22 protein-coding genes are annotated in these 24,133 nt (G+C 70.4%); 17 read left to right on the top strand and 5 right to left on the bottom strand.

Features of this window, described 5'->3' with window-relative positions; all coding sequences use genetic code 11:
- Window positions 1-72 precede the first annotated feature (72 nt).
- The 3 genes from ACYVK3_RS11695 to ACYVK3_RS11685 are packed head-to-tail and all read left to right on the top strand — an operon-like array spanning window position 73 to window position 1,984.
- Window positions 73-444: an ArsR/SmtB family transcription factor gene (locus tag ACYVK3_RS11695; protein WP_460497495.1), complete on the top strand. Its 372-nt coding sequence runs from the start codon at window positions 73-75 to the stop codon at window positions 442-444.
- The gene (gene arsB / locus ACYVK3_RS11690) at window positions 441-1,538 is read left to right on the top strand and encodes an arsenic resistance protein (RefSeq protein WP_460497494.1); all 1,098 of its coding nucleotides are present in this window, start codon (window positions 441-443) and stop codon (window positions 1,536-1,538) included. The genes ACYVK3_RS11695 and arsB overlap by 4 nt, the downstream gene beginning before the upstream one ends.
- A gap of 26 nt (window positions 1,539-1,564) precedes the next feature.
- On the top strand, window positions 1,565-1,984 hold the full coding sequence (locus ACYVK3_RS11685; RefSeq protein WP_460497493.1) for an arsenate reductase ArsC: 420 nt from the start codon (window positions 1,565-1,567) through the stop codon (window positions 1,982-1,984).
- A 22-nt stretch (window positions 1,985-2,006) separates the two neighbouring features.
- On the opposite strand, the gene ACYVK3_RS11680 is transcribed toward ACYVK3_RS11685, so the two are convergent.
- The gene (locus ACYVK3_RS11680) at window positions 2,007-2,438 is read right to left on the bottom strand and encodes a hypothetical protein (RefSeq protein WP_460497492.1); all 432 of its coding nucleotides are present in this window, start codon (window positions 2,436-2,438) and stop codon (window positions 2,007-2,009) included.
- A gap of 191 nt (window positions 2,439-2,629) precedes the next feature.
- Here ACYVK3_RS11680 and ACYVK3_RS11675 point away from each other — a divergent pair, with 191 nt between their 5' ends.
- The 10 genes from ACYVK3_RS11675 to ACYVK3_RS11630 all read left to right on the top strand — a co-directional run bounded on the left by ACYVK3_RS11675 (window position 2,630) and on the right by ACYVK3_RS11630 (window position 14,289).
- The gene (locus tag ACYVK3_RS11675) at window positions 2,630-3,664 is read left to right on the top strand and encodes a LacI family DNA-binding transcriptional regulator (RefSeq protein WP_460497491.1); all 1,035 of its coding nucleotides are present in this window, start codon (window positions 2,630-2,632) and stop codon (window positions 3,662-3,664) included.
- A complete protein-coding gene (locus tag ACYVK3_RS11670) occupies window positions 3,661-4,611 on the top strand; it encodes a carbohydrate ABC transporter permease (protein WP_460497490.1) in 951 nt (316 codons plus the stop codon). Before ACYVK3_RS11675 ends, ACYVK3_RS11670 begins: the two co-directional genes overlap by 4 nt.
- Window positions 4,608-5,468 carry a carbohydrate ABC transporter permease gene (locus ACYVK3_RS11665; protein ID WP_460497489.1) on the top strand — a complete coding sequence of 287 codons (861 nt, stop codon included), beginning with the start codon at window positions 4,608-4,610 and terminating at the stop codon, window positions 5,466-5,468. The genes ACYVK3_RS11670 and ACYVK3_RS11665 overlap by 4 nt, the downstream gene beginning before the upstream one ends.
- Before the next feature lie 50 nt (window positions 5,469-5,518).
- Window positions 5,519-6,814, top strand: a complete 1,296-nt coding sequence (locus tag ACYVK3_RS11660; protein ID WP_460497488.1) for an ABC transporter substrate-binding protein — start codon at window positions 5,519-5,521, stop codon at window positions 6,812-6,814.
- A 92-nt stretch (window positions 6,815-6,906) separates the two neighbouring features.
- Complete coding sequence (locus tag ACYVK3_RS11655; protein WP_460497487.1) at window positions 6,907-8,058, top strand: ADP-ribosylglycohydrolase family protein; 1,152 nt, start codon at window positions 6,907-6,909, stop codon at window positions 8,056-8,058.
- Entirely contained in the window at window positions 8,058-9,407 is a 1,350-nt protein-coding gene (locus tag ACYVK3_RS11650; RefSeq protein ID WP_460497578.1) for an ADP-ribosylglycohydrolase family protein, read from the top strand. The genes ACYVK3_RS11655 and ACYVK3_RS11650 overlap by 1 nt, the downstream gene beginning before the upstream one ends.
- Entirely contained in the window at window positions 9,404-10,321 is a 918-nt protein-coding gene (locus ACYVK3_RS11645; RefSeq protein ID WP_460497486.1) for a ribokinase, read from the top strand. The genes ACYVK3_RS11650 and ACYVK3_RS11645 overlap by 4 nt, the downstream gene beginning before the upstream one ends.
- The gene (locus ACYVK3_RS11640) at window positions 10,308-12,332 is read left to right on the top strand and encodes an SUMF1/EgtB/PvdO family nonheme iron enzyme (protein ID WP_460497485.1); all 2,025 of its coding nucleotides are present in this window, start codon (window positions 10,308-10,310) and stop codon (window positions 12,330-12,332) included. Before ACYVK3_RS11645 ends, ACYVK3_RS11640 begins: the two co-directional genes overlap by 14 nt.
- Window positions 12,329-13,516 carry a CaiB/BaiF CoA transferase family protein gene (locus tag ACYVK3_RS11635; RefSeq protein ID WP_460497484.1) on the top strand — a complete coding sequence of 396 codons (1,188 nt, stop codon included), beginning with the start codon at window positions 12,329-12,331 and terminating at the stop codon, window positions 13,514-13,516. The genes ACYVK3_RS11640 and ACYVK3_RS11635 overlap by 4 nt, the downstream gene beginning before the upstream one ends.
- Window positions 13,513-14,289 carry an HpcH/HpaI aldolase/citrate lyase family protein gene (locus ACYVK3_RS11630; RefSeq protein WP_460497483.1) on the top strand — a complete coding sequence of 259 codons (777 nt, stop codon included), beginning with the start codon at window positions 13,513-13,515 and terminating at the stop codon, window positions 14,287-14,289. The genes ACYVK3_RS11635 and ACYVK3_RS11630 overlap by 4 nt, the downstream gene beginning before the upstream one ends.
- A gap of 28 nt (window positions 14,290-14,317) precedes the next feature.
- Here the strand turns inward: ACYVK3_RS11630 and ACYVK3_RS11625 are convergent, their stop codons facing one another.
- From ACYVK3_RS11625 to ACYVK3_RS11610, 4 genes are all read right to left on the bottom strand, one after another.
- Complete coding sequence (locus ACYVK3_RS11625; RefSeq protein WP_460497482.1) at window positions 14,318-16,426, bottom strand: HNH endonuclease signature motif containing protein; 2,109 nt, start codon at window positions 16,424-16,426, stop codon at window positions 14,318-14,320.
- A gap of 385 nt (window positions 16,427-16,811) precedes the next feature.
- A complete protein-coding gene (locus ACYVK3_RS11620; protein WP_460497481.1) occupies window positions 16,812-17,651 on the bottom strand; it encodes an ABC transporter permease subunit in 840 nt (279 codons plus the stop codon).
- Window positions 17,652-17,659: 8 nt separating this feature from the next.
- A complete protein-coding gene (locus ACYVK3_RS11615; RefSeq protein WP_460497480.1) occupies window positions 17,660-18,568 on the bottom strand; it encodes an ABC transporter ATP-binding protein in 909 nt (302 codons plus the stop codon).
- A gap of 57 nt (window positions 18,569-18,625) precedes the next feature.
- Complete coding sequence (locus ACYVK3_RS11610; protein WP_460497577.1) at window positions 18,626-20,188, bottom strand: FAD-dependent oxidoreductase; 1,563 nt, start codon at window positions 20,186-20,188, stop codon at window positions 18,626-18,628.
- A gap of 176 nt (window positions 20,189-20,364) precedes the next feature.
- Between ACYVK3_RS11610 and ACYVK3_RS11605 the strand changes: the two genes are divergently transcribed.
- The 4 genes from ACYVK3_RS11605 to ACYVK3_RS11590 all read left to right on the top strand — a co-directional run bounded on the left by ACYVK3_RS11605 (window position 20,365) and on the right by ACYVK3_RS11590 (window position 24,107).
- Window positions 20,365-20,832 carry a hypothetical protein gene (locus ACYVK3_RS11605; protein ID WP_460497479.1) on the top strand — a complete coding sequence of 156 codons (468 nt, stop codon included), beginning with the start codon at window positions 20,365-20,367 and terminating at the stop codon, window positions 20,830-20,832.
- Entirely contained in the window at window positions 20,829-22,004 is a 1,176-nt protein-coding gene (locus ACYVK3_RS11600) for a zinc-dependent alcohol dehydrogenase (protein WP_460497478.1), read from the top strand. The genes ACYVK3_RS11605 and ACYVK3_RS11600 overlap by 4 nt, the downstream gene beginning before the upstream one ends.
- A 298-nt stretch (window positions 22,005-22,302) precedes the next feature.
- Complete coding sequence (locus ACYVK3_RS11595; protein WP_460497477.1) at window positions 22,303-23,517, top strand: hypothetical protein; 1,215 nt, start codon at window positions 22,303-22,305, stop codon at window positions 23,515-23,517.
- A 14-nt stretch (window positions 23,518-23,531) separates the two neighbouring features.
- Complete coding sequence (locus tag ACYVK3_RS11590; protein WP_460497476.1) at window positions 23,532-24,107, top strand: hemerythrin domain-containing protein; 576 nt, start codon at window positions 23,532-23,534, stop codon at window positions 24,105-24,107.
- Window positions 24,108-24,133 lie beyond the last annotated feature (26 nt).

The following is a 24,133-nucleotide window of genomic DNA, read 5'->3' as shown; positions in this document are numbered from 1 at the left end:
GTTCACCGTTCGTTGGGCCATTGTTCAAGGCGCCGGCTTGCCGATTGCTTCGATCTTGGTCAAACTAGACGCATGTCGAAGCAAGCCCTTCCCCTCGCGCGGGCCGCCGACTTGGACGACTGCCGCACCTCGCTGGTCGCCGAGCCGCTCAGCGCCTCCCAGGCCGATCGGCTGGCGCCGTCCTACAAGGCGCTCGGGGACCCCGTGCGCCTGCGGCTGCTCTCGCTGATCGCTTCTCACGAGGGTGGGCAGGCCTGCGTCTGCGACCTCACCGGCTCGTTCGACGTCAGCGCCCCGACCATCTCGCACCATCTCAAGGTGCTCAAGGAGATCGGCCTGGTCACCTCCGAGCGCCGCGGCACCTGGGTGTACTACCGAGCGCGCCCCGAAGCCCTCGCACTGCTCTCGACGGTGCTGTCCGTCCCCGAGGAGGCCGGCGTATGACCGCCGGGACCGACACCACGATCACCGAGGTGGCGGTGCACGGCAGGCTCTCCACGCTCGACAAGTACCTGCCCGTGTGGATCGGCGCGGCCATGCTCGCCGGCATCGCGCTCGGCCAGTGGGCTCCCAGCGTCGGCAACGCGCTGAACGCCGTCCAGATCGGCGGTGTCTCGCTCCCGATCGCGGCCGGCCTGCTGCTCATGATGTACCCGGTCCTGGCCAAGGTCCGCTACGACAAGCTCGACACCGTCACCGCCGACAAACGCCTGCTCGCTTCCTCGCTGCTGCTGAACTGGCTCATCGGACCGGCGCTGATGTTCGCGCTCGCCTGGCTCCTCCTGCCCGATCTCCCGGAGTTCCGCACCGGCCTGATCATCGTCGGGCTCGCCCGCTGCATCGCCATGGTCATCATCTGGAACGACCTCGCCTGCGGCGATCGGGAGGCCGCCGCCGTGCTCGTGGCCCTCAACTCGGTCTTCCAGGTCATCGCCTTCGGCGCCCTCGGCTGGCTCTACCTCGACGCCCTCCCGCGCTGGCTCGGCCTCGACGCCACCGGCCTGGACGTCTCCGGCTGGGAGATCGCGCTCAATGTCGCGGTCTTCCTCGGCATCCCGCTCGCGGCCGGATACGCCGGCCGCCGCATCGGCGAGCACCGCAAGGGCCGCGGCTGGTACGAGGAGCGGTTCCTGCCGAAGATCGGCCCGTTCGCGCTCTACGGGCTGCTGTTCACCATCGTCGTGCTCTTCGCCCTCCAGGGTGAGGCGATCGTCGCCCAGCCGCTCGACGTCGTCCGCATCGCGCTGCCGCTGCTGGCGTACTTCGCGATCATGTGGGCCGGGTCCTTCGCCCTCGGCAAGGGCATAGGCCTGGGCTATGAGCGGACGACCACGCTCGCGTTCACCGCCGCCGGGAACAACTTCGAGCTGGCCATCGCCGTCGCGATCGCCACCTTCGGCGCCGCTTCGGGACAGGCCCTCGCCGGGGTCGTCGGCCCGCTCATCGAAGTCCCGGTCCTGGTGGGCCTGGTGTACGTCAGCCTGTGGGCCCGCCGCTTCTTCCGCCGAACGGCGATGCCGACCACATCACCGCGATGACCACTCGAGCAAAGGAATCGAACCTCATGTCCGCGAAGCCTTCCGTCCTGTTCGTGTGCGTCCACAACGCCGGACGCTCCCAGATGGCCGCCGGGTGGCTCGCCCACCTCGCCGGCGACCGCGTCGAGGTGCGCTCCGCCGGGTCCGCGCCCGCCGACCAAGTCAACCCCGCCGCGGTCGAAGCGATGAAGGAAGTCGGCATCGACATCGCCTCGGCGACGCCGAAGATCCTGACCCGCGACGCCGTCGAGGCCTCGGACGTGTGCGTCACCATGGGCTGCGGCGACGCCTGCCCCGTCTTCCCGGGGAAGCGCTACCTCGATTGGAAGCTCGACGATCCGGCGGGTCAGGGCATCGAGTCGGTCCGGGTCATCCGCGACAGCATCAAGGCCCGCGTCGAGGGTCTGCTCGCCGAGCTCCTGCCCGAAGGCGGGACGAAGGCCTGAACTCCCGAGGGCCTCGCGGGATTCACGCCCCGCGCGTGCGCTCGTAGGTCAGATCGAAGTCCTTCCTCCAGGTCCGGCCTTGGTCGTCTGAGGCCTCCCACCGGCCGCTGATCCGGTCGGGCTCGACGTCGGCGACGAAGCGCTGGTGGAAGTCCGGGTCTTCGCGGGTGAGCGTCCAACGCGAGCCGTCGAAGGTCATCGCGAAGACGCGGCAGACTCCACGGTCGTCGTGGTAGAGCGCCGTGTAGGCGTCGCGCGCGTCGCTGCGTCCGATGGCGAGGGTCATCTCGCCGTCCAGGTCCATGCGGTGCAGCTGGAAGGCGTCGCCGAGCCACTCGATCGTGGCCGAGCCGTAGACTTCGGTTCCGGCCGGTTCCAGGAACCAGGCGTCCGACAGCGTCAGCTTCCACGTGCCCACGAGCCCGTCGAGCAGTTCGAGTTCCCGGTTCCGCATCGTTGCCTCCTCGCTCTCGCGTTCGCCCGGCGCCCTCGCCCGTGCCGAGTCGATTGCCAGCGTACTGCCCTGCTGCCGAGCCGCCGATACAGGGCTGAACGCGTCCCGGGCGACACGCTCGCAGGCTTCTGATATCGTTCTTGTAATCGTTCTTAAGAACGTTCTCAACGTAGATTTCGCAGGGATGACGGATGGCTGAGACGAAGAAGTCGAATCTTGCGCTGGTCGCCGCGCGCGCCGGTGTCTCCGTGGCGTCGGTGTCGCGCGTCCTGAACGGCGGCCCCGCGTCCGAGCAGTTGACCCGGCGCGTGCGAGAGGCGGCGAAGGAACTCGGCTACGTGCCGGACGCGAGCGCCCGCACGCTGCGCACCGGTCGCACCGACCAGATCGCCCTCGCCGTCGCCGACGTCGGGAACCCGGTCTACGTGCAGATGATGCGCACCGTGACCCGGATCGTCGCCAAGGCGGGCTACCGCCTGGTCGTCTCGTCCACCGGCGCCGATCCGCAGGCGCAGATCGACCTGCTCACGAGCCTCAACCGCGGCTACGCCGACGGCCTGCTGCTGAGCCCGCTGCGCATCACGCCCGAGCTCATCGACGCCATGCGAACGAGCCGCCTGCCGATCGTCGTCATCGGCTCCCTCCCGCCCGACGTCGAGCTCGACAACGTGCGCGCCGACTCGGCGACCGGCATCGGCCTCGCCGTCGAACACCTCGTCTCCCAGGGGCGACGCCGCATCGCGCTCGTCAACGGCCCGGTCGACACCGTGCCCGGCGCGGCGCGACTGGCCGGATACCTCGACGCGATCGACCGTTTCGACCTGCCGGCCAACCCGGAACTCCAGGTGACCGCCTCCGGCTTCACCTACCGGCCGGGCCGCAGGGCCACCGCGAGCCTGCTCTCCCAGGCCAGCCCCGACGCGATCGTCTGCGCCAACGACCTGCTCGCCGTCGGCGCGCTCAAAGCACTCGCGGCCGGCGGCGTTCGCGTCCCCGACGACGTCGCCGTCGTCGGCATGGACGACACCGACGCGGCCGAACTCGCCACACCCTCGCTCACCAGCGTCGACCTCGGCTCGGCCAAGCGCGCCAAGGCCGCCGCCAAACTGCTCATCCGCCGGATCGAGGATCCGAACGCGCCGGCCCGCCAACTCGTCATCGCGCCCTCGTTGTCCGTGCGCGAATCCACCGGACCGGTGGCCGACACGGCGGCGACCGACTCATGACGACGATCCCGCAACCGCTCGACCAGGTGCCGGCGGCTCCCCGCAGGCCCCGCCGCCGCAAACCCCGCGGCGGGCTCGGCGGCAACGGCCGCGACGCGTGGCCGCTCGTGCTCCCCGCGCTCCTGCCGGTGATGCTCTTCAGCGTCTATCCGCTGGTGTACGGCGTGCTCCTCGGCTTCACCGACGCCCAGGCCGGTCTGAACGTCGAGACCCACTTCAACGGCATCGACAACTACGTCGAACTCGCCGGCAACGGACTGTTCTGGAGCTCGTTCAAGATCGGCCTGATCTGGGCGTTCAGCGTCACGATCCTCCAGTTCCTCGCCTCCCTCGGCCTGGCGCTCCTGCTCAACCTCGACCTGCGCCTGCGCTGGCTCGCCCGCACCCTGGCGCTCATACCGTGGGCGATGCCCCCCGTGATCATCGCGATCATGTGGCAGCTCATGCTCAACCCCACCTACGGCCCGCTCAACCGGAGCCTCGACGCGGTCGGCCTGCCCAGCGACGTCAACTGGCTCGGCGAGGCCTCGATCGCGCTGCCGGTCGTCATCGTCGTCGGCGTCTGGGCCGGCATGCCCCAGACCACCGTCACCCTCCTCGCCGGACTCCAGGCCGTCCCCGCGGAGCTGCACGAGGCCGCGGCGATCGACGGCGCGAGCACCTGGCGCCGCTTCCGGCACGTCACGCTGCCGGCGCTGCGTCCGATCATCGTCGCGATCACCACGCTCGACCTGATCTGGAACTTCAACTCCTTCGCGCTCGTGTTCGTGCTCACCGCCGGCGGACCGGGCGGCACCACGATGCTGCCGAGCCTGTTCGCCTACAACGAGGCGTTCCGCTACGGAAACTTCGGTTACGCGGCCGCCATGGGCAACGTCATGGTCATCTTGATCGGCGCGTTCCTGATCCTCTACCTGCGTGGCCAGATGAGGAGGCGGCTCCAATGACGACACTGACCAGCACCGCGACGGCCGGCCGGAGCGCGTTCGCCCGCCCGCTCCAGTACCTGGCACTGCTGGGATACATGTGCTTCCTGGCGTTCCCGCTGCTGTTCCTGCTCAGCACCGCCTTCAAGACGCCGCGCGAGCTCCAGTCGCCGGACGCCGGACTGCTGCCCGAGACCCTGAACTGGCAGAACTTCACCCAGGCGATCGAGAAGGCGAACCTGTACACCGCGGCCGGCAACAGCCTGCTCGTCGCGATCACGACCACCGTGATCGTGACCCTCGTGGCCCTGCCCGCCGCCTACGCCCTCGTGCGCTTCCGCACCAGGCTCCGGGCACTGGCCACCGGCTGGATCCTGCTCAGCCAGGTCTTCCCGTTCATCCTCATCATCATCCCGCTGTTTCTGCTGCTCAAGAACATCGGACTGGTCAACACGCTGCTCGGCCTCGTGCTCGTGTACGCGACCTGGTCGCTGCCGTTCTCGCTGTGGATGCTCCAGGGCTACGTCGCCGCCATCCCCGTCGAGCTGGAAGAGGCCGGCGCGGTCGACGGGGCCGGCCGGATGACGACGCTCAGGAAGATCGTCCTGCCGCTGCTCGCGCCCGGCCTGGTGGCCACCAGCCTGTTCACCTTCATCAACTCCTGGAACGAGTTCTTCTTCGCGTTGGTCCTCATCCAAGACCCCGAGATGCAGACCCTGCCGCTCGCGCTGGCGAGATTCGTCGGCGCCGAAGGGCAGGTGCAGCTCGGCCAGCTCGCCGCGGCCGCGCTGCTCGCCTGCATCCCGAGCCTCCTCTTCTTCATGCTCATCCAGAAACGGCTCACCGCCGGACTCCTCAGCGGCGCGGTCAAGGGCTGACGACCCGGGACCTCGCCACAACCGATCCTCACTACGAAAGAGAGAAAGCAATGCGCACTCGCATCAGCGCCAACGGCGGCGCCGCGATCGCCGGCGTCGTCGCACTTCCCCTCGCTCTCACCGGATGCTCGGCGTTCGGCGTCGGCGGGGACGACGACGGCGACGGCGTCACCTTGACCTTCCAATCGCTGGCGTTCCAGGACACGACGATCGCCGCGACCGAGGACATCGTCGCCGCATGGAACGAGGAGCACCCGGATGTCCAGGTCGACCTCGTCCAAGGCAGCTGGGACAACGTCCACGACCAACTCGTGACCCAGTTCCAGGGCGGCACCGCCCCGGACGTCATCCACGACGAGTCCGCCGACATCATGGGCTTCGCGAACCAGGGCTACCTGGCCGACCTCGGCCCCCATCTCAGCGACGAGGTCACCGCCTCGGTCTCCGAGGAGGTCTGGCAGACCGTCACCACCGACGACGGCACGGTCGTCGCCGCGCCGACCCTGATCCAGTCCTACGTGGTCTTCGCGAACACCGACGCGTTCGCCGACGCCGGCGTCGACGTCCCCGCCGGGGAAACCCTCCCCTGGGACGACTTCCAGGCCCTGGCGAGCGAACTCACCGCCGACGGGACCTACGGCGTCGGCTGGGGCCTGCAGCAGCCGACCGCCACCGTCATGAACCTGGGCCTGGGCTTCGACGGCACCTTCTTCTCCGGCGACGGCGACTCGGTCGCCATCGAGGTCGGCGAGGACGAACTGGCCGTCCCCGAGCGCATCCACACCATGGCGTACGAGGACCGGTCGCTCGACCCGGTCACGCTCACGCAAAGCGGCTCGGACGTCATTCCGGGCTTCTTCGACGGCAGGTACGCCATGTACGTCGCGGGCAACTACGTCGCCCAGCAGATCGTCGAATCCGCGCCCGAGGACTTCAACTGGGCCGTCCTGCCGCCACTCGCCGGCTCCGCCGGGGCCGTCCAGGCCGGCAACCCGCAGACGATGTCCGTCGCCGCCGAGAGCAAGCACGTCGAAGAGGCCGCCGCGTTCATCGACTTCTTCATGCGGCCCGAGCACCAGGCCGCGCTCGCCCAGGGCGACTGGCTCATCCCGTCCTCGAACGAGGCCAGGGACCTCGTCGCCGAGAACACCGCCGGCGAGAACGGCTGGGACGCCATCCTCGCCTCCGGCGAAGGACTGTCCGCGGCCCCCTACCAGTCGGTCGTCGACTACCCGCAATGGAAGGACCAGTACGCCACGCCGGCCCTCCAGCAGTACTTCGCCGACGAGATCACCATCGACGAGCTCCGTCAGCGGCTCGTCGACGGCTGGTCCGAGCTGGGCTGACGAAGCCGACCGAAGACACCCCGCGTCCGCCGGGGCGGCGCCCCCCAGGCGCCCCCCGGCGGACGCCGAACGAAACGAAGCAAGGAGACACGATGGACACGCTGGTGACGAGGTCGACGGGCGCGCTCGCGGGAGCGGCGGTGGGCGACGCGCTCGGCGGAGCGGCCGAGGGGAACACACCCGAAGCGATCCAGCAGCGCTACGGCGGATTCATCGAGGGCATCGTGCCCCCGTTCCTCGAAGACTGGCGCAACGCCCGCCCGATCGCCCCGTACCACAAGGGCGACGGCCACATCACCGACGACACCCTCATGACCCAGGCGCTCGTCGACGTCTACGCCACCGTGCGCGACCACCTCGACGCCCACGCCATCGCCGAGCATCTCGTGCCGCTGCTCATCGGCGACAAGCGCTGGGTCCCCGAACTCGAATCCGAGGCGCTGCTGCTCCACCGCGTGTTCCTCGCCGAGAAATGGCTCGTCGCCAGGCTCCACTACGGACACGTCGACCCGCGCGAGGCGGGCGTGGGCAACATCGTCAACTGCGGCGCCACCATGTACGTCGCGCCGATCGGCATCGTCAACGCCAGCGACCCCGACGCGGCGTACGCGGAGGCCATCGACGTCGCCGGCGCCCACCAGTCCAGCTACGGGCGCGAGGCCGCCGGGGTCTTCGCCGCCGCCGTCGCCGAGGCGATGCGGCCCGGAGCCGACGTCGACTCGGTCGTCGAGACCGCCCTGCGGCTCGCGAAGGACGGCACCAAGGCCGCCATCGACGCCGTCGTCCAGACCGCCGCCGGCATCGACGACTGGCGGACCGGCCTGACCGAGCTGCGCCGCGCCGTCGAACCGTTCGACACCGTCGGCCCCCACTACCGCCGACCCGCCATGGACGCCCGCATCCCCAGCCGCACCAAATCCATCGAAGAACTGCCGATCGCCCTGGGCGTGCTCATCGCCGCGAACGGCGACTACCGCCAGGCCGTCCTCGGCGCCGTCAACTACGGCAGGGACTCCGACTCGATCGCCGTCATGGCCGGCGCCGTCGCCGGAGCGCTCGGCGGCGTCGACGCCGTCCCCGCCGAATGGATCAGCGGCGTCAGCGAAGGCAGCCGCATGGACATCACCGCCACCGGCCCCGTCATCGCCGCCGTCGCCCGCGACGTCTGGGCCCGCGACGCCGAACGCGCCGAGCGCGTCGCGGGGGCCCGCGGCTCCTTCGACTCCGAGGAGACGGCCCGATGATGCGACTGAGCTGGACCCAGCCCGAAGACCTCCTGCCGCACGCGCTGGTCGCCGCGGCGCTCGACGGCCGCGACGCGTCCGAGGTGCGCGAACGCTGGCTCGCCGCTGGCGGCGCAACCGACGCGCCCGTCAGCGGGGCGACGCCGAAGCCCGCACCGGAGCACCTGCGCGCGCTCGCCCGCGAACTGCTCGCCGAACTCGACCGACTGCCCGACCCCCAGACCCTGCACGCCGCCGAACCCGAGGACCTCGACACCATACTCTCGGACGCCGCACCGCCCGAGCTCCCACGAGACCCCGGCGGCGACTACGCCGACCGCGTCCTCGGCGCCTGGCTCGGCCGCGCCGCCGGCTGCCTCCTGGGCAAACCCGTCGAGAAGATCCCGCTCCAAGGCATCCGCGCCATCGCCCGCGCCACCGGCAACTGGCCGCTGGCCTCCTACTTCACCGAAGTCGGCCTCGATCCCGACATCGCCGCGCGATACCCGTGGAACCGCCGCAGCCGAGCCACCAGCCTCGTCGAGAACATCGACGGCATGCCCGAAGACGACGACCTGAACTTCCCGCTCATCGGCCTCGCCCTGCTGGAGACGGCCGGCCGCGACTTCACCACCGACGACGTCGCGCAGGCCTGGCTCGACAAGCTGCCAGGCGGGCGCGTCTTCACCGCCGAGCGCATCGCCTACCGCAACCTGCTCGACGGCCACGAGCCCGACACGGCCGGGCGCGTGCGCAATCCGTTCCGCGACTGGATCGGCGCCCAGATCCGCACCGACGTCTACGGCTGGACCGCGCCCGGCGACCCCATGGCCGCCGCCCGGTCGGCCTGGACCGACGCGCGGCTGAGCCACGGCCGGAACGGCGTCTATGGCGCGATGTTCGCCGCGGGAGCGTGCGCCGCCGCCGTCACCGGCGCCCCCCTCGCCACCGTCATCGAGGCCGGCCTCACGGTCGTGCCTCCGCGCAGCCGCTACGCCGCCGCCGTCCGACGCGGCGCCGAACTCGCCCGCGGCACGCTCGCCGACGAGGACGCGATCGACGCCCTCCACCGCGAATACGGCCACCTGCACTGGGTCCACGTTCTCAACAACGCCGCCCTGCTCGCCTTCGCGCTCACCCGCGGCGACGGCGACTTCGAGCGCACCATCACGCTCGCGGTCGCCGGAGGCTGGGACACCGACTCGGTCGGCGCGACCGCCGGCGGCATCAGCGGCGCTCTCACCGGCGCGCGCGGCCTGCCGCCGCGCTGGATCGACCCGCTCGACGACCGGCTCGCGAGCTCCATCCCCGGCTTCACCGAGGCCCGCTTCTCGGCGCTGGCCGCCCGCACCGTGGAGGTGGCCCGATGAGCGTCGTCGTGCTCGGCAGCGCGAACCTCGATCTCGTCTACGACGTCGAGCGCATCCCCGCGCCCGGCGAGACCGTCCTGGCCCGCGGCTTCGAGGCCTTCCCCGGCGGCAAGGGCAACAACCAGGCGATCGCGGCCGCCCGCGCCGGAGCCCAGGCCCGCTTCATCGTCGCGCTCGGCCAGGACGCCGCCGGCGACCGCCTCGCCGACCAGGCGCGCGGCGCGGGGGTCACGCTGCTCGACCGCCGCGTCCCGACCGCGACCGGCTCGGCCGTCATCTTCGTGGACCGTCGCGGCGAGAACTCGATCGTCGTCAACTCGGGCGCCAACGGCGAACTCGTCGACCTCACGGCCGACGAGCTCGACGAACTCGCAGCCGCCGACGTCCTGCTCCTGCAACTGGAGACACCGGTCGACACCGTCACCGCCGCCGTGCGCGCGGCGAAGGCCGCCTCGACGCGCGTGGTCCTCAACGCCGCGCCGTGCCGCGAACTCGGGGCCGAGCTCCTCGGCGACCTCGACGTGCTCGTGGTCAACGAGCACGAGGCCGCCGAACTCGCGGGCCCGCCCGCCAGCACCGATGAGGCATCGCTGCTGGCGGCCCTCGCCGAACACGGCTGCGCGGTGATCATCACGCTCGGAGCCGACGGCGCCCTCGTCGGCGTCCCCGGCGAGGACCCCGTGAAGGTTCCGGGCATCGAGGTCGAGGCCAAGGACACGACCGGCGCGGGCGACACCTTCGTCGGCGCGCTCGCCGCCGCACTCGACCGCGGCGTCCGCGATCTGGAACTGCGATCGCTCGTGGACGCCACCGAGTTCGCCACCGCCGCCGCCGCTATCGCCGTGCAGCGCAAGGGCGCCGTCCCGTCCATACCCACCCTGGAGGAGGTGCGGCAGTTCCGTGCAGCGCATTGAGCCGCGATTCGACCCCGACGAGGCGAACACCAACGAATTCGACCCGCTGGTACCCAGGCCGATCGACCGGCCCACCGTCCTGCCGCCCGGCGGCGCGATCGACCCCGAGATCGGCGACATCGCCAAGATCTTCGCCGCCCCGGACGATCCGGCCGCCTGGCCCGCCTGGCGCGCGGACCTGGCGACGTGGAGGGACGAGGCCCGGCGGCGGCTCGACTACAGCGGCGGCGCCTACGAGGAGCCCGAGACCCGCTGGGCGAGCCGCGCGTACGCCGTCGCCCAGGTCTGGCTGTGGGACGAGCGGCTGTTCGACCACGCCGAGCAGCGGTTCACCCCCGACGCCTTCCTGGAGGTGATCGCGGACCAAGGCGGCCTCGACGGCCTCGTGCTCTGGCACGCCTACCCCGTGATCGGGATCGACGAGCGCAACCAGTTCGACTTCTACCGCCACGTCCCGGGGATCGGCGGGCTCGTCGACCGGTTCCAGGAGCGCGGCCTGCGCGTCTTCGTGGACTACAACCCTTGGGACACCGGGACGCGCCGCACCGGACGCGACGACGCCGAGGAGCTGGCCGCGCTGGTCGCCGAACTCGGCGTCGACGGGGTCTTCCTCGACACGCTCAAGGAGGGCGACGCGAAGCTGACGCGAGCCCTCACCGAGGCGCAGCCGCCGCAGGTGCTCGAGGGCGAGTCCCGCGTCCCCAACCGGCGGATCGAGGACCACCTGCTGAGCTGGGCGCAATGGTTCGCCGACTCCGAGGCGCCCGGCGTCATGCGCGCGCACTGGTACGAGCGCCGCCACATGATGCACGCCATCCGGCGCTGGAACCGCGACCACAGCGGCGAACTCCAGTCCGCGTGGATGAACGGGACCGGCATCCTCGTGTGGGACGCCGTGTTCGGCGTCTGGGTCGGCTGGAACCGCAGGGACGAGGCGACGCTGCGGCGGATGCTCCGCGTCCAGCGGGCGATGTCCGACGTCCTCATCGAGGGGGAGTGGTCGCCGCTCGAAGGCGCCACGTCCGAAGCGATCGCCGCGCGCGTCCACGTCTCGCGGTGGACTGAGGACGGCATAACACTGTGGACGGTCGTGAACCGGGGTGAGCGCGACTGGACCGGCGACCCGCTCGCGGCGTCGCTCCCGGACGGCGCGCGGCGCTACGACGTCACCGCCGGCATCGCCGACGCGAACACCGTGACCGTGCCCGCCCGCGGGATCACCGGCATCGTCGAGCTCGCCCCGGGTACCGACGAGCCCGAGTGGCTGCCCCGGCTCCTGGGCTCCGCCGCCGCCGACCCCGGCTCGGCAGACGCGACATTCCCCGCCCGCGAGGCCGTCCGCCTCGTCCCCCGGGCCTCGGAATCCGCGACGCCCCCGGCGGACGCGCTCCGTGTCGAACCCGGCCGCCGCCGCCTCGAAGTGACCTACCGACGCCGCGAAACCGGCTTCTACCAAGGCGCTCCGTACGTCGAGGAGTGGAAGCCCCTGCCGCCCCGCCTCCACGACGACCGGCACGAGACCCTCGACATCCACATCCCGCGGCCCGTCGCCGTCGCCGCAGCGGAAGTCGCCGTCGCCGAGTACCGGTCGTTCCTCGACCAGAGCGGCTACCGGCCGAAGAGCGCCAACCGCTTCCTCTGCGCCGCCGCCGAAGGCGACGACGCACCGGTCACCGGCGTCTCCCTCGCCGACGCCCGCGCCTACGCCGCATGGGCCGGCGCGCGCCTGCCCGACGAGTTCGAATGGCAGCTCGCCGCCGAGCGAGCCGGGTTCCGCCGCCGCAGGCCGGGGGTGTGGAACTGGACCGAGAGCGAGCACTCCGACGGCGTCACGCGCTTCGCCATGCTCAAAGGCGGCAGCGAGCACCGCAGCACCGGCTCGGACTGGTACACCGACGGCGGCGTCCGCGACGCGACGTTCAGCCTCAAGCTCCTCCTCGCCGGCCTCGGCGTGGAGCGGTCCACGAGCATCGGCTTCAGAATCGCCTGGGACTTGGAGGACACCGAATGACCGCACCGCTGGAAGGACTCCGCGTCCTCGACGTCTCCACCCTCTTCGCCGGGCCCATCGCCGCGACCTTCCTCGGCGACTTCGGCGCCGACGTGATCAAAGTGGAGCACCCGACCCGGCCCGACGCCGCGAGAGGGCACGGCCCCGCGAAGGACGGCGTGAACCTGTGGTGGAAGACCCTGGGGCGCAACAAACGCACCGTCACTCTCGACCTCGGTACGAGGGAGGGCGCGGAGCTGCTCCTCAGGCTCGCCGCAGACGCCGACGTGCTCATCGAGAACTTCCGCCCCGGCACGCTCGAACGCTGGGGACTCGGGCCCGACGCGCTCCACCACGCGAACCCCCGCCTCGTCGTGGCGCGTGTGACCGCGTTCGGTCAGACCGGCCCCTACTCCTCCCGCCCCGGCTTCGGCAGCCTCGCCGAGGCCATGAGCGGCTTCGCCGCGCTCACCGGACAACCGGACGGGCCCCCGACGCTGCCGCCGTTCGGCCTCGCCGACGGCATCGCGGCGCTCGCCACCGCCTACGCGGTGCTCGTCGCGCTCAGATCCACCGAACGCGACGGCAAGGGCCAGGTCATCGACCTCGCGATCATCGAACCGATCCTCATGCTGCTCGGCGGCCAGATCACCGCCTACGACCAGCTCGGGTCCATCCAGCCGCGCAGCGGCAACCGCTCGGTCAACAACGCGCCGCGCAACGTCTACCGCACCGGAGACGGCGACTGGGTCGCCGTCTCCACCAGTTCGCAGTCCATCGCCGAGCGGGTCATGCGCCTGGTCGGCCGCGACGACCTCGTCGCCCAGCCCTGGTTCGCCTCCGGACACACGCGCGCCGAGCACGCCGACGAACTCGACGAGGCCGTCGCCGCATGGATCGGCGCCCGTCCGACCGACGAGGTCATCGAGGCGTTCGAAGGCGCGCAGGCGGCGATCGCGCCGGTCTACGACGTGCGCGGCGTCCTCGCCGACCCCCAGTACCGGGCCATCGGCACCGTCCAGACCGTCGACGACGACGAACTCGGGCCCCTGAAGATGCAGAACGTGCTCTTCCGGCTCTCGGACACCCCAGGCGCGATCCGCTGGACCGGTCGGCGGCACGGCCAAGACACCGATGCGGTCCTCGAAGAGGCCGGCGTCACCCGCGAACAACTGGAGCTGCTGCGCCGCAAGGGAGTCATATGAGCACGAGCGCGCTCTACGTCCCGGCGGACCGGCCCGACCGGTTCGACAAGGCCGCCGCCTCGGGCGCCGACATCGTCATCCTCGACCTCGAGGACGCCGTCGCCGAGTCCGCGAAGGCAGCCGCGCTCGCGAACATCGTCGACTGGCTCGCCTCTCCGCCCGCCAGCCCCGCGATCCAGGTGCGAGTGAACGCCGGCGCCGCACACGAGGTCCGCGCCGTCCGCGCGAGCGGCGCCGACGTGGGACTCCGCATCCCCAAAGTGGAAGACCCGAGGGCGCTCGACGAGATCGCCGCGCTCGCCGACGGACTGCCGCTCACCGCGCTCATCGAGTCGGCACGCGGCCTCGAAGCGTCCCCCGCCATCGCCGCGCACCCGGCCGTGACCGAGCTGGCCCTCGGCGAGGCCGACCTCGCCGGCGACCTCGGCAGCACCGACCCCGCCGTGCTCGACCACGCACGCCTCCGGCTGCTCGTCGCCGCACGCGCCGCCGGACTCCCCGCCCCGATGCTCTCGGTGTACCCCGCCATTCAGGACCTCGACGGCCTGCGCGCCGACACCGAGCGCGGCAGGTCGCTCGGACTGCGCGGGCGCGTCGCCGTCCACCCCAGCCAGATACCGGTCATCAGAGCGGTCTTCGCGCCGACCGACGAGGAGCGCGCATGGGCACGGGCCGTCATCGACGCGCTCGAGCACAGGGGAGTGACCACGCTCCCCAACGGCGAGATGGTCGACGCCGCCATGCTCGGACGCGCACGGAGCATCCTCGGCTGATCAGGGCCGCGACCGCAACTGAGGAACGTCAACCTGAATCGTCGAGAGCGACTTCCAACTCAGGAAGCGAAGCGAACGAGGGCTGGAGCGGCTCCACTCGGTGTCGGGTATGGCCTGTTGAGGCCGGAAATGGCAGCGGGGTCATTGGCGGCCTGCGCAAGTGGAGGACCGTCCTGCGCTGGAGCAGCGAGAAAAGCAGTGCGGCGGGTGGGGGGCGGGTTGTTGTCGCGGAGGCCGGTCGGTGGGGCCGTGTCGGGGAGGCTCTTGGGCCTGGCTGGGCGGCGGTGTTCGGGTACGACTGGGGGCGGTGCTCGGTGGCATGTGGGCGCGACGGAGCGGCGGTGCTCGGGCGGTGTGTGGTCCGGTCGGGTGGCGCATATGAGGGGTCGAGAGCTGAGGGGGCCGGTTTTGGTGGTTGGTAGGCACGGGAAAGGGCTCGAAGCCGTTGCCGGTTTCGAGCTGGTGACCTATGTGGTGCCTTCCCCGCCACGGCATCCCGCAGCGGGCATATTAAGAAGGGCGGTGGTCCGTAGTCCGGTGCCGGTGCCGGTGCGGCGCTGGCGAGGTCGCGAGATCGCGTCGCCTCTGTCAGTGGTGTCGAAGTCCCGTATCCCGGCCGCTGTCCCTTCCCTGGGGCCGGTGGTGAAGCCGGTTCGGGTTCGGTCGCGGGTTGGGGTGTCGGTGTCGGTGTCGTGAACCGGGCTCGCGCTTTGGCGCGGGCGGTTTTCGCGGCGGCTATGACCTGCTCGGTCTCGGCCTGTTCGGCGGCGGCTTCGAGGTCGGGTTTGAGTGTCTCGGACCATTCCTCGGGATACAGGCCGGTGGGGAAGGCGTTCGCGATGTCGTCGGTGAAGTCGGCGTCCAGGTCGGTGTCGGTGCGCCAGTCGGCGCACCCGCATTTCAGGTCGGGGTCGGTGTCCTCGTGCCCCTCGTGGTGGACGATCAACGCCTTGCCCGGTCCGGTTTTGGTGATCGTCCAGCCGGGGGTGTGAATGCGGCCGTGGTGAAACCGGCACAACAGGACCAGGTTCTCCGCGACGGTGGGGCCACCATTCGCCCAATGCACGATGTGGTGGGCTTCGGTCCACTGCACCGGGGCGAGACAGCCGCTCCAAGCGCACCCGCCCGGCTGCTCCAACTCCAACTTCCTGCGCAGGGCCGAGTTGGGCAGGCGCAGGGCGCGGCCGAGTTCGATCGCTTCACCGGTGCGGTAGTTGAACACGTTGGGGATCACGAGGCCTTCGCAGGCGAGCAGGCGGGCCTTACCGAGGCTGATCGGGTCGCCTTCGAGAGTGGCGACGCGTCCGGTGTCTTCCCCGGCCAGGGTCTCGATGTCGACTGACAGGTGGAGCGTGGTGGTGTGCCCGTGCCGCTTGGCCGCGTTCGGGTCGGCCCCGTGGGCCGCGAGCACCTGGTGGAACGCCTCGGCCCGCCGGTTCGCCGCAGGCGGCAGGCACCCGTCCTGGTCGACTTCGTCCTGACGCGGCGGGGGCACGGCGGTGGTCAACAGCTTGGCGAACAGCTTCCCGGTGTCGGCCGACAGGAGCCCGGAGAGGACGAACATGCCGTTCTCGGTCTCCACCAGGTCGAGCCGTTGCAACGACTGCTGCCCGAGCCCGTCCAACAGCTCCTCACCGTTGTCGAGCGCGGCTTGGAGCTCGTCGAGCTGGGCGTGCACATCCTTCACTGTCGCGTGGATGCAGTACTGCGCGATCAGATGCTCCGGCGTCGGGCAGAGCGTGTCCGCGTCGAACGGGGAGGGCACCGGTTCCTTGTAGGGAGCCCGGGCGTACACCCGCAGGGCCTTGGTCGCGTCCAGGCGGCGCACGGCCGCCGCGACCCGGTCAATCCGCGCCGCAGCCGACGTCGCCGTCTCGGCCAGGACGGTGAACTTCCCTGCCGTGCGGGCGATCGCCGCCAGATCAGCCGCGACGCGGAGGTGGAAGTCGAAGGTCGACACCAGCCACTCCCGCAGCGCCGAGAAGCCGTCGCAGTCGCGGTGGATATTCCAGGCTTTCGCCTCGATGACGTCCGACAGCACTCGCGCGTGCACCGAGTTCATCAACGCGGCAGCCTCATCAAGGTTGGTGTGGATGGCCGCTGCCCGCTCGGTCCGCTCCGTCTTACTGGGCTTCATCCTCGCCTTGGCCATCTGACACCTCCCTCGGTCATTGAGGTCTCGTACGAAGCTGCTGTTTCCGCCAGTTCGTGCTATACCTCTATTCTCCCAGGTCACAAGGCTTCTGTCATCACCCATTAGGGTGGGAAAACACTCACGTTTCCGCCGCCCGGAACCACGAGAAGCCTTGCCCCGCAAGACAAAACGGACACCACACGGCCCGCCCGCGAGGCGACCCGCGCCCACACCCCACCGGCACGCCCGCCGACCCGACCTCCACAGAGCACTCGCCTCTTCGTCGCTGACGCCTTTGGTGCAGCGCAACCATCAACGCCACACCGTTCCCGCCAGCGCCCACAAGTTCCATTGCCGGTCTCCCCAGGCTCCGGCCCCGCCACCTCGCTTACGCGACATCCCGGCGGTCGATCAGGACGAACGCGAGTACGAGGAACGCCACCAGGTAGGCACCGAGCATTCCGGCGGCGACCGGACCGGAGAGCGCGTCGAGCACTCCGGGTGTCGCGGTGGCCCCGCTCGACGATGCGCCCAGCGCCCCCGCCAGCGAGCCGGCGCTGGAACCGGGGAGCAAGTCGGTCACGGCGTCGAGGCCGTCGATCAGTCGGGCCGCGCCGCGCAGCAGGTTCTCCACCGCCAGGGTCCAGAGCAGACCCAGACCGACGCTCAGCGCCGGACCGCGGGTCAAGGCACCCAGGCACAGGCCCGCGGCCGCCCACATGCCGAGCACCAGACCGGTCCCGGCCATCGAGGCGCCCATATCGCCCCAGTCGGGCCACACGATGTCGCGCGACTCGATCGCGGCGACCAGGGCGGAGAGCGCGAGCGTCATCGCGGTGGTGAACGCCGCCAGCGCGGCCACGCATGCGCCGATGGCGACGGCCACGCCGCCGGTGACCGCGGTCCGGCCGGGCCCCTGCGTCATGACCGATTTCCACGTCCCCCAGCTGTAGGCGCTGCCGACGGCCAGGGCGGCGAAGATCATGACGATGGCGCCGCCGAACATCGGCGTGCCCGAGATGAGCATCTCCGGCGCGGCGGGGGGCAGCATCGAGGACAGGATCTCGTCCGCCGGTCCGCCCTGGAACGCGGTCTCGTCTCCGGTGCGGTAGGCGATGAAGGGAAAGCCGTAGCCGAAGAGGGTCTGGAGCCCGACCCACACGCCGCCGAGTACCCACGTCGCCGGCCACAGCAGCAGGCGTCGCAGTTCGGCACGAGTGCTGTTCATGACCGGGGTCATCGTCCCGCCTCCGTCATCGTGAGGAATACGTCTTCGAGTGAGCGTTCCTGCACCGCGATCGCATGCACGTCGACGCCGTCGGCCACGAGGTCGCGGACCATGCCGGGGAGGTCGACCCCGTCGGCGTCGGCGGCCAGGACCGTGCGCCCGTGCTCGTCCTCGGTGAGTTCGACGTCAGTGTCTGTGGCGCCCTTCATGACCCGCATGGCCCGGTCCACGGGCTCGGCACGGACCTTGAGCATCCGGGCACCGCGAAGGTCGGCCACGGTGCCCTCATAGGACATCTTGCCGCCGACCACGACGCCGACGCGATGGCAGAACTGCTGCACCTCGGCCAGGAGGTGACTGGAGAGCAGCACGGTCTGGCCGTGGTCGCTCAGATCCAGGATCAGTCGGCGCATCGACGCCATGCCCGCCGGGTCGAGGCCGTTGGTGGGTTCGTCGAGAACCAGCAGATCGGGCCGCCCCAGCAGGGCGGCGGCCACGCCGAGCCGCTGCTTCATCCCCAGTGAGTAGGTCCGGAACCGGTCCGTGCCGCGGTCGGTGAGGTCGACCCGGTCGAGCGCCTCCTCGGCGTCAGGGCGGCCGAGGCTGCGGTAGCGGGCGATGACGCGCAGATTCTCGATGCCGGACAAGTACGGGAAGAACCCGGGCCCCTCGATGAGCGAGCCGGTTCGCCGCAAGGCGTCGGGGCTGCCGGGCGCCAGGCCGTGCACGAGCGCCGAACCGCCCGTGGGCCGCACGAGCCCGAGCAGCATCCGCAGGGTCGTGGTCTTGCCGGCGCCGTTGGGCCCCAGGAACCCGTACACCTCTCCGCGGCGGACCGTGAGGCTCACTCCGTCGACAGCAGCATGGTCGCCGTAGCGCTTCGTCAACCGATCGGTCGAAACGATGTAGTCGTCCATGACTTCATCGTCGGCGCCGGTGGCCGCGGCGGCATCAGTGTGAGAACGTACCCGCGGCTACGCGCCGGGAGGTATCTGCGTCCGCTCCGACTCGTGGCCGGGCGGCGCTTCGCGAGCGAGCGGGGCGGTCGCGGGTCCGTTGATCACGCTGCCGTCGACGTCGAATCTGGAGCCGTGACACGGGCAGTCCCAGCTGCGCTCGGCGTTGTTGAATCCGACGACGCACCCCAGGTGCGTGCAGACCGCCGAGAGCATGTGGAGGGAGCCGTCGTCGTCGCGGTAGACGGCGCGGCGTTCGCCGTCGACCTTCATGACCGCGCCCTCACCGGGGCGCAGCGCCTCGGGTGTCGTGGCCTTGCCCGGTCCCGAGAGCCGGTCCCCGATGAAGTGCTTCGCCACCTCCTTCTGGAAGGAGGCGAACTGCGTCGCCTCCTTGGTCGGGTGGAGGCGTGAGGGGTCGTACAGGCCGCTCCACTCCGGTGGCTCCCCGGCCGCGAGCGCCGCGATCAGCCGGCCGGCCAGGATGCCGTTGCTCATGCCCCAGCCGCCGAAGCCGGTCGCCACGTAGACATGGTCCTCGTTTCCGGGCACGCGGCCGATGAAGGGCAGCTTGTCGGTGGTGTCGTTGTCCTGCGCTGCCCAGTGGTACGCGAAGTCCGTGACACCGAACCGCTCGGTGGTCCACTCCGCGAGCCGCTCGAACCGGCTCGCCACGTCGGCGTCGCCGGGTGTGAACCGCTCGCCGGTGACGATGAGGAGCCGCTCGCCCTCGCGGTACGGTGCGGTGCGCACCGAGCGTGTGCCGCCCTCCTGCGTGATGTACATGCCCGCCGGGTCCGCCGCGGCCGGGATGGGCGCCGCCACCACCAGTTCCCGGCGCGGTGACAGCCTGGAGAACAGGCGGAGCCGGTCCAGCACCGGGTAGTGGGTCGCCACGACCACTTCGCGGGCCCGGACCTCGGGCCCGTCCTCGGTGGCGAGCACGGCCGGTGAGCCGCCGAGCTCGGCATCGACCACGCGCGTGCCCTCGAAGATCCGCCCTCCGTGCGCCAGGAGGTCGTCGGCGAGGGCCAGGAGGTACTGGCGGGGATGGAACTGGGCCTGGTTCTCCAGCCGGATCGCTCCGGCGACGGGGTACGGCAGGCCGGTCTGGGAGACGAACGACGCGTCCAGGCCCGCTCGTCGGGCGGCCTCGACCTCGGCCCGGACGAGGTCGACGCCTTCCTCGGTCTCGGTGTAGGTGTACGCCGGCGCGCGTTCCAGCTCGCAGTCGATGCCGAGCGCTTCGGCGACGGTGAAGGCGTGCTCCATCGCCGCCGTCTGGGACTCGGCGTACATGCGGGCCGCCTCGGCGCCGAATGTCTCGCGCAGATGGGCGTAGACGAGCCCGTGCTGCACGGTGAGTTTCGCCGTCGTGTGTCCGGTGACGCCCGCGGCGAGGCGTCCGGCCTCCAGCACGGCCACCGACCGGCCCGCGCGGGCCAGCTCCCAGGCCGCGCACAGCCCGGCGATCCCGCCGCCGATCACGGCGACGTCGAAGTCCAGATCGGCGTTCAGCTTCGGATGAGGCCCTGCGTCGGTCGATGCGATCCAATACGACTCGGGTGGGCCGAATTTCATGTTCACGACATCGGTTTACCCAAGGTCCGGCGTCCCATGCCGACGGACGCCCGATCGCTGTGGTCGTTCCGCCTCCGTCGAGAGGTTTAGCCTCTCCATGCCTCGGGCATCGCCTATCGCGTCGAGGCGGTGACGTGACGTGATCCCGCCGTGCGCTCAGGTTGAGGGGTTCGGGTATGAGACAGCTGATCGCGGGAGCGGCGGTGACCGCGGGCGCCGCGGCGGCGTGGGGACTGTGGCGTGGACTGCGCAACGGGTCGCCGCCGGACGAGCAGGACCGCTGGTTGGCGGTCACGGTCAACGCTCCGGTCGACGCGGTGAAGTCGGACGAGCGGCTGCGCAAGGTGCTCGCCGCGTCGGGAAAGAAGCTGGAGCTGCGGGTGACTCCCGCGCCGGGGGACCGTGGGACCGAGATCGCGGTCCGCCTGCTCGACACCGCGCCTCCCTGGGCGTTCACGATCGCCTCCAGGATCGCCGGGCGCGACCCGAGGCAGCCGGTCCGCCAAGCGCTCCGCGACGCGAAGTCGCTGCTGGAGACCGGCGAGACGCTCCAGTTGGACGAGACCGCCGGGCGAGGCGGCGGCATCGGGACGAAAATCATGGAGGTGGCCGGCCGCCGCGCCGGCGGGGAGGGGCGACTGTGAAGGCACTGTGCTGGCAGGGCGTCAACGAACTGTCGGTCGAGGAGGTCCCCGATCCGCGGATCCTCAACGACCAGGACGCCATCGTGCGCGTGAGGGCCACGACGACGTGCGGTTCCGATCTCCACCTCATCGACGGCTACATCCCGGCGATGGAGGCCGGGGACGTCCTCGGCCACGAATTCGTCGGCGAGGTCGTCGAGACCGGTCGGGGAGTCGAACGCCTCAAGGCCGGTGACCGGGTCGTGGTGTGCTCCTTCATCTCATGCGGCCGCTGCTGGTACTGCGAGCACGACCTGTGGTCGCTGTGCGACAACGGCAATCCCAAACCGGGCATCGCCGGGATGCTGTGGGGACACGAGACCGCCGGCATCTACGGCTACTCTCACGCGGCGGGCGGTTTCGCCGGGAGCCACGCCGAATACGTCCGCGTGCCGTTCGCGGATTACGGCGCCTTCGTCGTCCCGGAGGGACTGGAGGACGACCAGGCCGTGTTCGCCTCTGACGCGGTTCCCACCGGATGGATGGGCGCGGACCTGGGCGGCGTCGGCCCCGGTGACGTGGTCGCGGTGTGGGGTGCCGGCGCGGTAGGCCAGATGGCGGCCAAAGCCTCGATGCTCCTCGGCGCGGAGCGCGTCATGGTGATCGACCGATACCCCGACCGGCTCGGCATGACCGAGCGGCACATCGGGGCCGAGACCCTCGACTACACCGCCACGGACGTCGGTGCCGAGCTGCGGGAGCGCACCGGCGGGCGCGGGCCGGACGTGTGCATCGAAGCGGTCGGCATGGAGGCCCACGCCGCCGGGCCGCAGCACCTCTATGACAGCGTCAAGCAGCGGCTGCGCATGGAGACCGGGCGCCCCGAGGCCGTCCGCGAGGCCGTCCACGCCTGCCGCAAGGGCGGGAGCGTCTTCCTGCTCGGCGTGTTCGTCGGGATGGTCGACAAGTTCCCCCTCGGCGCGGTCATCAACAAGGGTCTGACGGTTCGCGGCGCGCAGCAGCACGGCCAGCGCTACATCCCGATGCTGCTGGATCGGATGGCGAGCGGCGAACTGGAGACGGGGCACCTGGCCACGCATCCGATGTCGCTCGACGAGGGCCCGAGGGGCTACGACATGTTCAAGCACAAAGAGGACGGATGCCTGCGCGCGGTCTTCCATCCCGCTCGGTAGCCGCTCTCCAGGGCGATCGCCGTCACAGAAATTTGCGGCGCCGACGTTTACGGCCGGACTAAAGGGGCATATGAGACGCGGTGGGAGTCTCCTTGGCGGCATCCCGGCCGAGGCGGTCGGACTGCGGGGAGCGAGGCGCGAGCGCCGCTGACGTGGCGCCCGGACAGGTGGACCGGGTGCGGATCGGCCGGTGCCCCGTGTCACGGCTCGGGCACTGACCGTCGGCGCGTCGCCCGGCGACGCAGCGACGGTCAAGCGCGGGCCGCATGATCCGATCGCACAGAAGGACAGGAACCGCATGGCTTTCAACCCGCTCGAACACCAAGGCATCCCGCTGGATCGACAGGTGCGCAACTGGCGTGAGCTCGACGTCGATCCGATCGATCCCGACTACGCCGACCCCTACACGCGGTGCCGGATCATCGCGATGAACGGCATCGAGGTGGAGGCGATCATGTTCAGCCACCAGCTCGCGCGCCACTGCCCCTCGATGGACGTGAAGCGGCAGCTCGCCGAGGTCCGGTATCTGGAGCACCAGCAGCAGAAGGCCGTCAACTGGCTGCTGCCGGGCATCTCCTCCGCACTCGAGACCACGATCGCCTACGAACAGGTCGCCGTCGACCTGACCGCCTGGGTCGCGCGCATGGAGCCCGATCCGGAGCTGAAGCAGGCCTACCAGTTCGGCGTGCTGGAGGACTTCGACCACCTCTACCGGTACGCGAACCTGTACGAGATGGTCCAGCACCGCAAGGCCGAGAAGATCGTGGACGACCTGACCGAGGTGATACCGGGCAGGCCGACCAAGTATCACCACCGGCACGCGGCCGACAACGTTCGCGAGCCGTACGACCGGAATACGACCGATCCGATATCGAAGCTCCACGCGCTCACCATCATGTCGGCCGAGCAGCAGACGATGAACTACTACATGAATGTCGGCCCGGAGTACATGGAGCCGATCGCCCGCCAGCTCTACCAGGAGATCGGCCTGATCGAGGAGGAGCACGTCACGCACTATGAGTCCCTGGTCGACCCGGGGGAGACGTGGTGGGAGCAGCTGCTCAACCACGAGTACAACGAGTGCTACCTGTACTACTCGTTCATGCAGACCGAGTCCGACCGCCGGATCAAGGCGATATGGGAGCTTCACCTGAACATGGAGCTCGAGCACCTCAGACTCGCATGTGAGCTGATGCGCGAGCACGACGGGCGCGAGCCCGAGGAGGTCTTGGCGCCCGAGTTGCCCCAGCCGGTCACGTTCGAGCCGAACAAGGCCTATGTGCGCGAGCTGCTCGACACGCAGATCGACCTCACCACGCTCGGCGCCGGATACGTGCAGGAGGCCCATGAGCGCTTCGAGCGCATGCAGGAGCAGATCCACGGCGGTGAGGCGCCGCCCAGCGAGCGGGTCATCGACATGCACCGCGAGCAGTTCGGCACCGATTACCGGCACTCCACCGAGGGCGAGCACCCGGTCGAGGAACTGCGTCAGCAGCCGACCCGGCAGCAGTGAGGGAGGAGAGGCATATGCACGTCGAAGACCGCCCCGAGCACGTAGAAGACGTCATCGAACTGCTCCTGGGCCAGCACCAGCTCATCCGCGAGCTGTTCGTCGAGGTCCAGTCGCATACCGGTGAACGCCGGCGGGAGGCCTTCGGGCGTCTGGTCCGCCTGCTGGCCGTCCACGAGACCGCCGAAGAAGAGGTGGTGCATCCGCTCGCCAGGCGCAAGATCGACGCCGGCGAGCAGATCGTCGAGGAGCGCCTCCACGAGGAGCACGAGGCGAAGGAGGTCCTCGCCAGGCTCGAGGACATGGACTTCGACTCGGTCGAATTCGACGACACGCTCGCGCAGTTGCGGACCTCGGTGCTCGAGCACGCGAACCGCGAAGAGGTCTACGAGTTCCGCTATCTGCGCGCGCAGTATGAGCCCGACCGGCTCCAGTCGCTCGCGAAGCAGGTGCGAGCCGCCGAGAAGATGGCGCCCACGCATCCGCACCCGGGAGCCGAGTCGGCCGCCGAGAACCTGACCGCCGGGCCGGTGCTGGCGGTGTTCGACCGGGCCAAGGACGCGATGCGCGACAGCGGGTCGCAACGTGACTGAGCCGCGAGACCAGCCGAACGGAGGAC

Source organism: Glycomyces tarimensis (genome assembly GCF_054776215.1).
The sequence above is the reverse complement of the archived record's forward strand: the minus strand, read 5'-3'. Positions and strand labels throughout refer to the sequence as shown.

Excerpts from the sequence above, each read along its gene's own strand:
- ACYVK3_RS11695 (WP_460497495.1), top strand. The coding sequence starts at position 73 with ATGTCGAAGCAAGCCCTTCCCCTCGCGCGGGCCGCCGACTTGGACGAC.
- arsB (WP_460497494.1), top strand. The coding sequence starts at position 441 with ATGACCGCCGGGACCGACACCACGATCACCGAGGTGGCGGTGCACGGC.
- ACYVK3_RS11685 (WP_460497493.1), top strand. The coding sequence starts at position 1,565 with ATGTCCGCGAAGCCTTCCGTCCTGTTCGTGTGCGTCCACAACGCCGGA.
- ACYVK3_RS11680 (WP_460497492.1), bottom strand. The coding sequence starts at position 2,438 with ATGCGGAACCGGGAACTCGAACTGCTCGACGGGCTCGTGGGCACGTGG.
- ACYVK3_RS11675 (WP_460497491.1), top strand. The coding sequence starts at position 2,630 with ATGGCTGAGACGAAGAAGTCGAATCTTGCGCTGGTCGCCGCGCGCGCC.
- ACYVK3_RS11670 (WP_460497490.1), top strand. The coding sequence starts at position 3,661 with ATGACGACGATCCCGCAACCGCTCGACCAGGTGCCGGCGGCTCCCCGC.
- ACYVK3_RS11665 (WP_460497489.1), top strand. The coding sequence starts at position 4,608 with ATGACGACACTGACCAGCACCGCGACGGCCGGCCGGAGCGCGTTCGCC.
- ACYVK3_RS11660 (WP_460497488.1), top strand. The coding sequence starts at position 5,519 with ATGCGCACTCGCATCAGCGCCAACGGCGGCGCCGCGATCGCCGGCGTC.
- ACYVK3_RS11655 (WP_460497487.1), top strand. The coding sequence starts at position 6,907 with ATGGACACGCTGGTGACGAGGTCGACGGGCGCGCTCGCGGGAGCGGCG.
- ACYVK3_RS11650 (WP_460497578.1), top strand. The coding sequence starts at position 8,058 with ATGCGACTGAGCTGGACCCAGCCCGAAGACCTCCTGCCGCACGCGCTG.
- ACYVK3_RS11645 (WP_460497486.1), top strand. The coding sequence starts at position 9,404 with ATGAGCGTCGTCGTGCTCGGCAGCGCGAACCTCGATCTCGTCTACGAC.
- ACYVK3_RS11635 (WP_460497484.1), top strand. The coding sequence starts at position 12,329 with ATGACCGCACCGCTGGAAGGACTCCGCGTCCTCGACGTCTCCACCCTC.
- ACYVK3_RS11630 (WP_460497483.1), top strand. The coding sequence starts at position 13,513 with ATGAGCACGAGCGCGCTCTACGTCCCGGCGGACCGGCCCGACCGGTTC.
- ACYVK3_RS11625 (WP_460497482.1), bottom strand. The coding sequence starts at position 16,426 with ATGAAGCCCAGTAAGACGGAGCGGACCGAGCGGGCAGCGGCCATCCAC.
- ACYVK3_RS11620 (WP_460497481.1), bottom strand. The coding sequence starts at position 17,651 with ATGAACAGCACTCGTGCCGAACTGCGACGCCTGCTGCTGTGGCCGGCG.
- ACYVK3_RS11615 (WP_460497480.1), bottom strand. The coding sequence starts at position 18,568 with ATGGACGACTACATCGTTTCGACCGATCGGTTGACGAAGCGCTACGGC.
- ACYVK3_RS11610 (WP_460497577.1), bottom strand. The coding sequence starts at position 20,188 with ATGAAATTCGGCCCACCCGAGTCGTATTGGATCGCATCGACCGACGCA.
- ACYVK3_RS11605 (WP_460497479.1), top strand. The coding sequence starts at position 20,365 with ATGAGACAGCTGATCGCGGGAGCGGCGGTGACCGCGGGCGCCGCGGCG.
- ACYVK3_RS11595 (WP_460497477.1), top strand. The coding sequence starts at position 22,303 with ATGGCTTTCAACCCGCTCGAACACCAAGGCATCCCGCTGGATCGACAG.
- ACYVK3_RS11590 (WP_460497476.1), top strand. The coding sequence starts at position 23,532 with ATGCACGTCGAAGACCGCCCCGAGCACGTAGAAGACGTCATCGAACTG.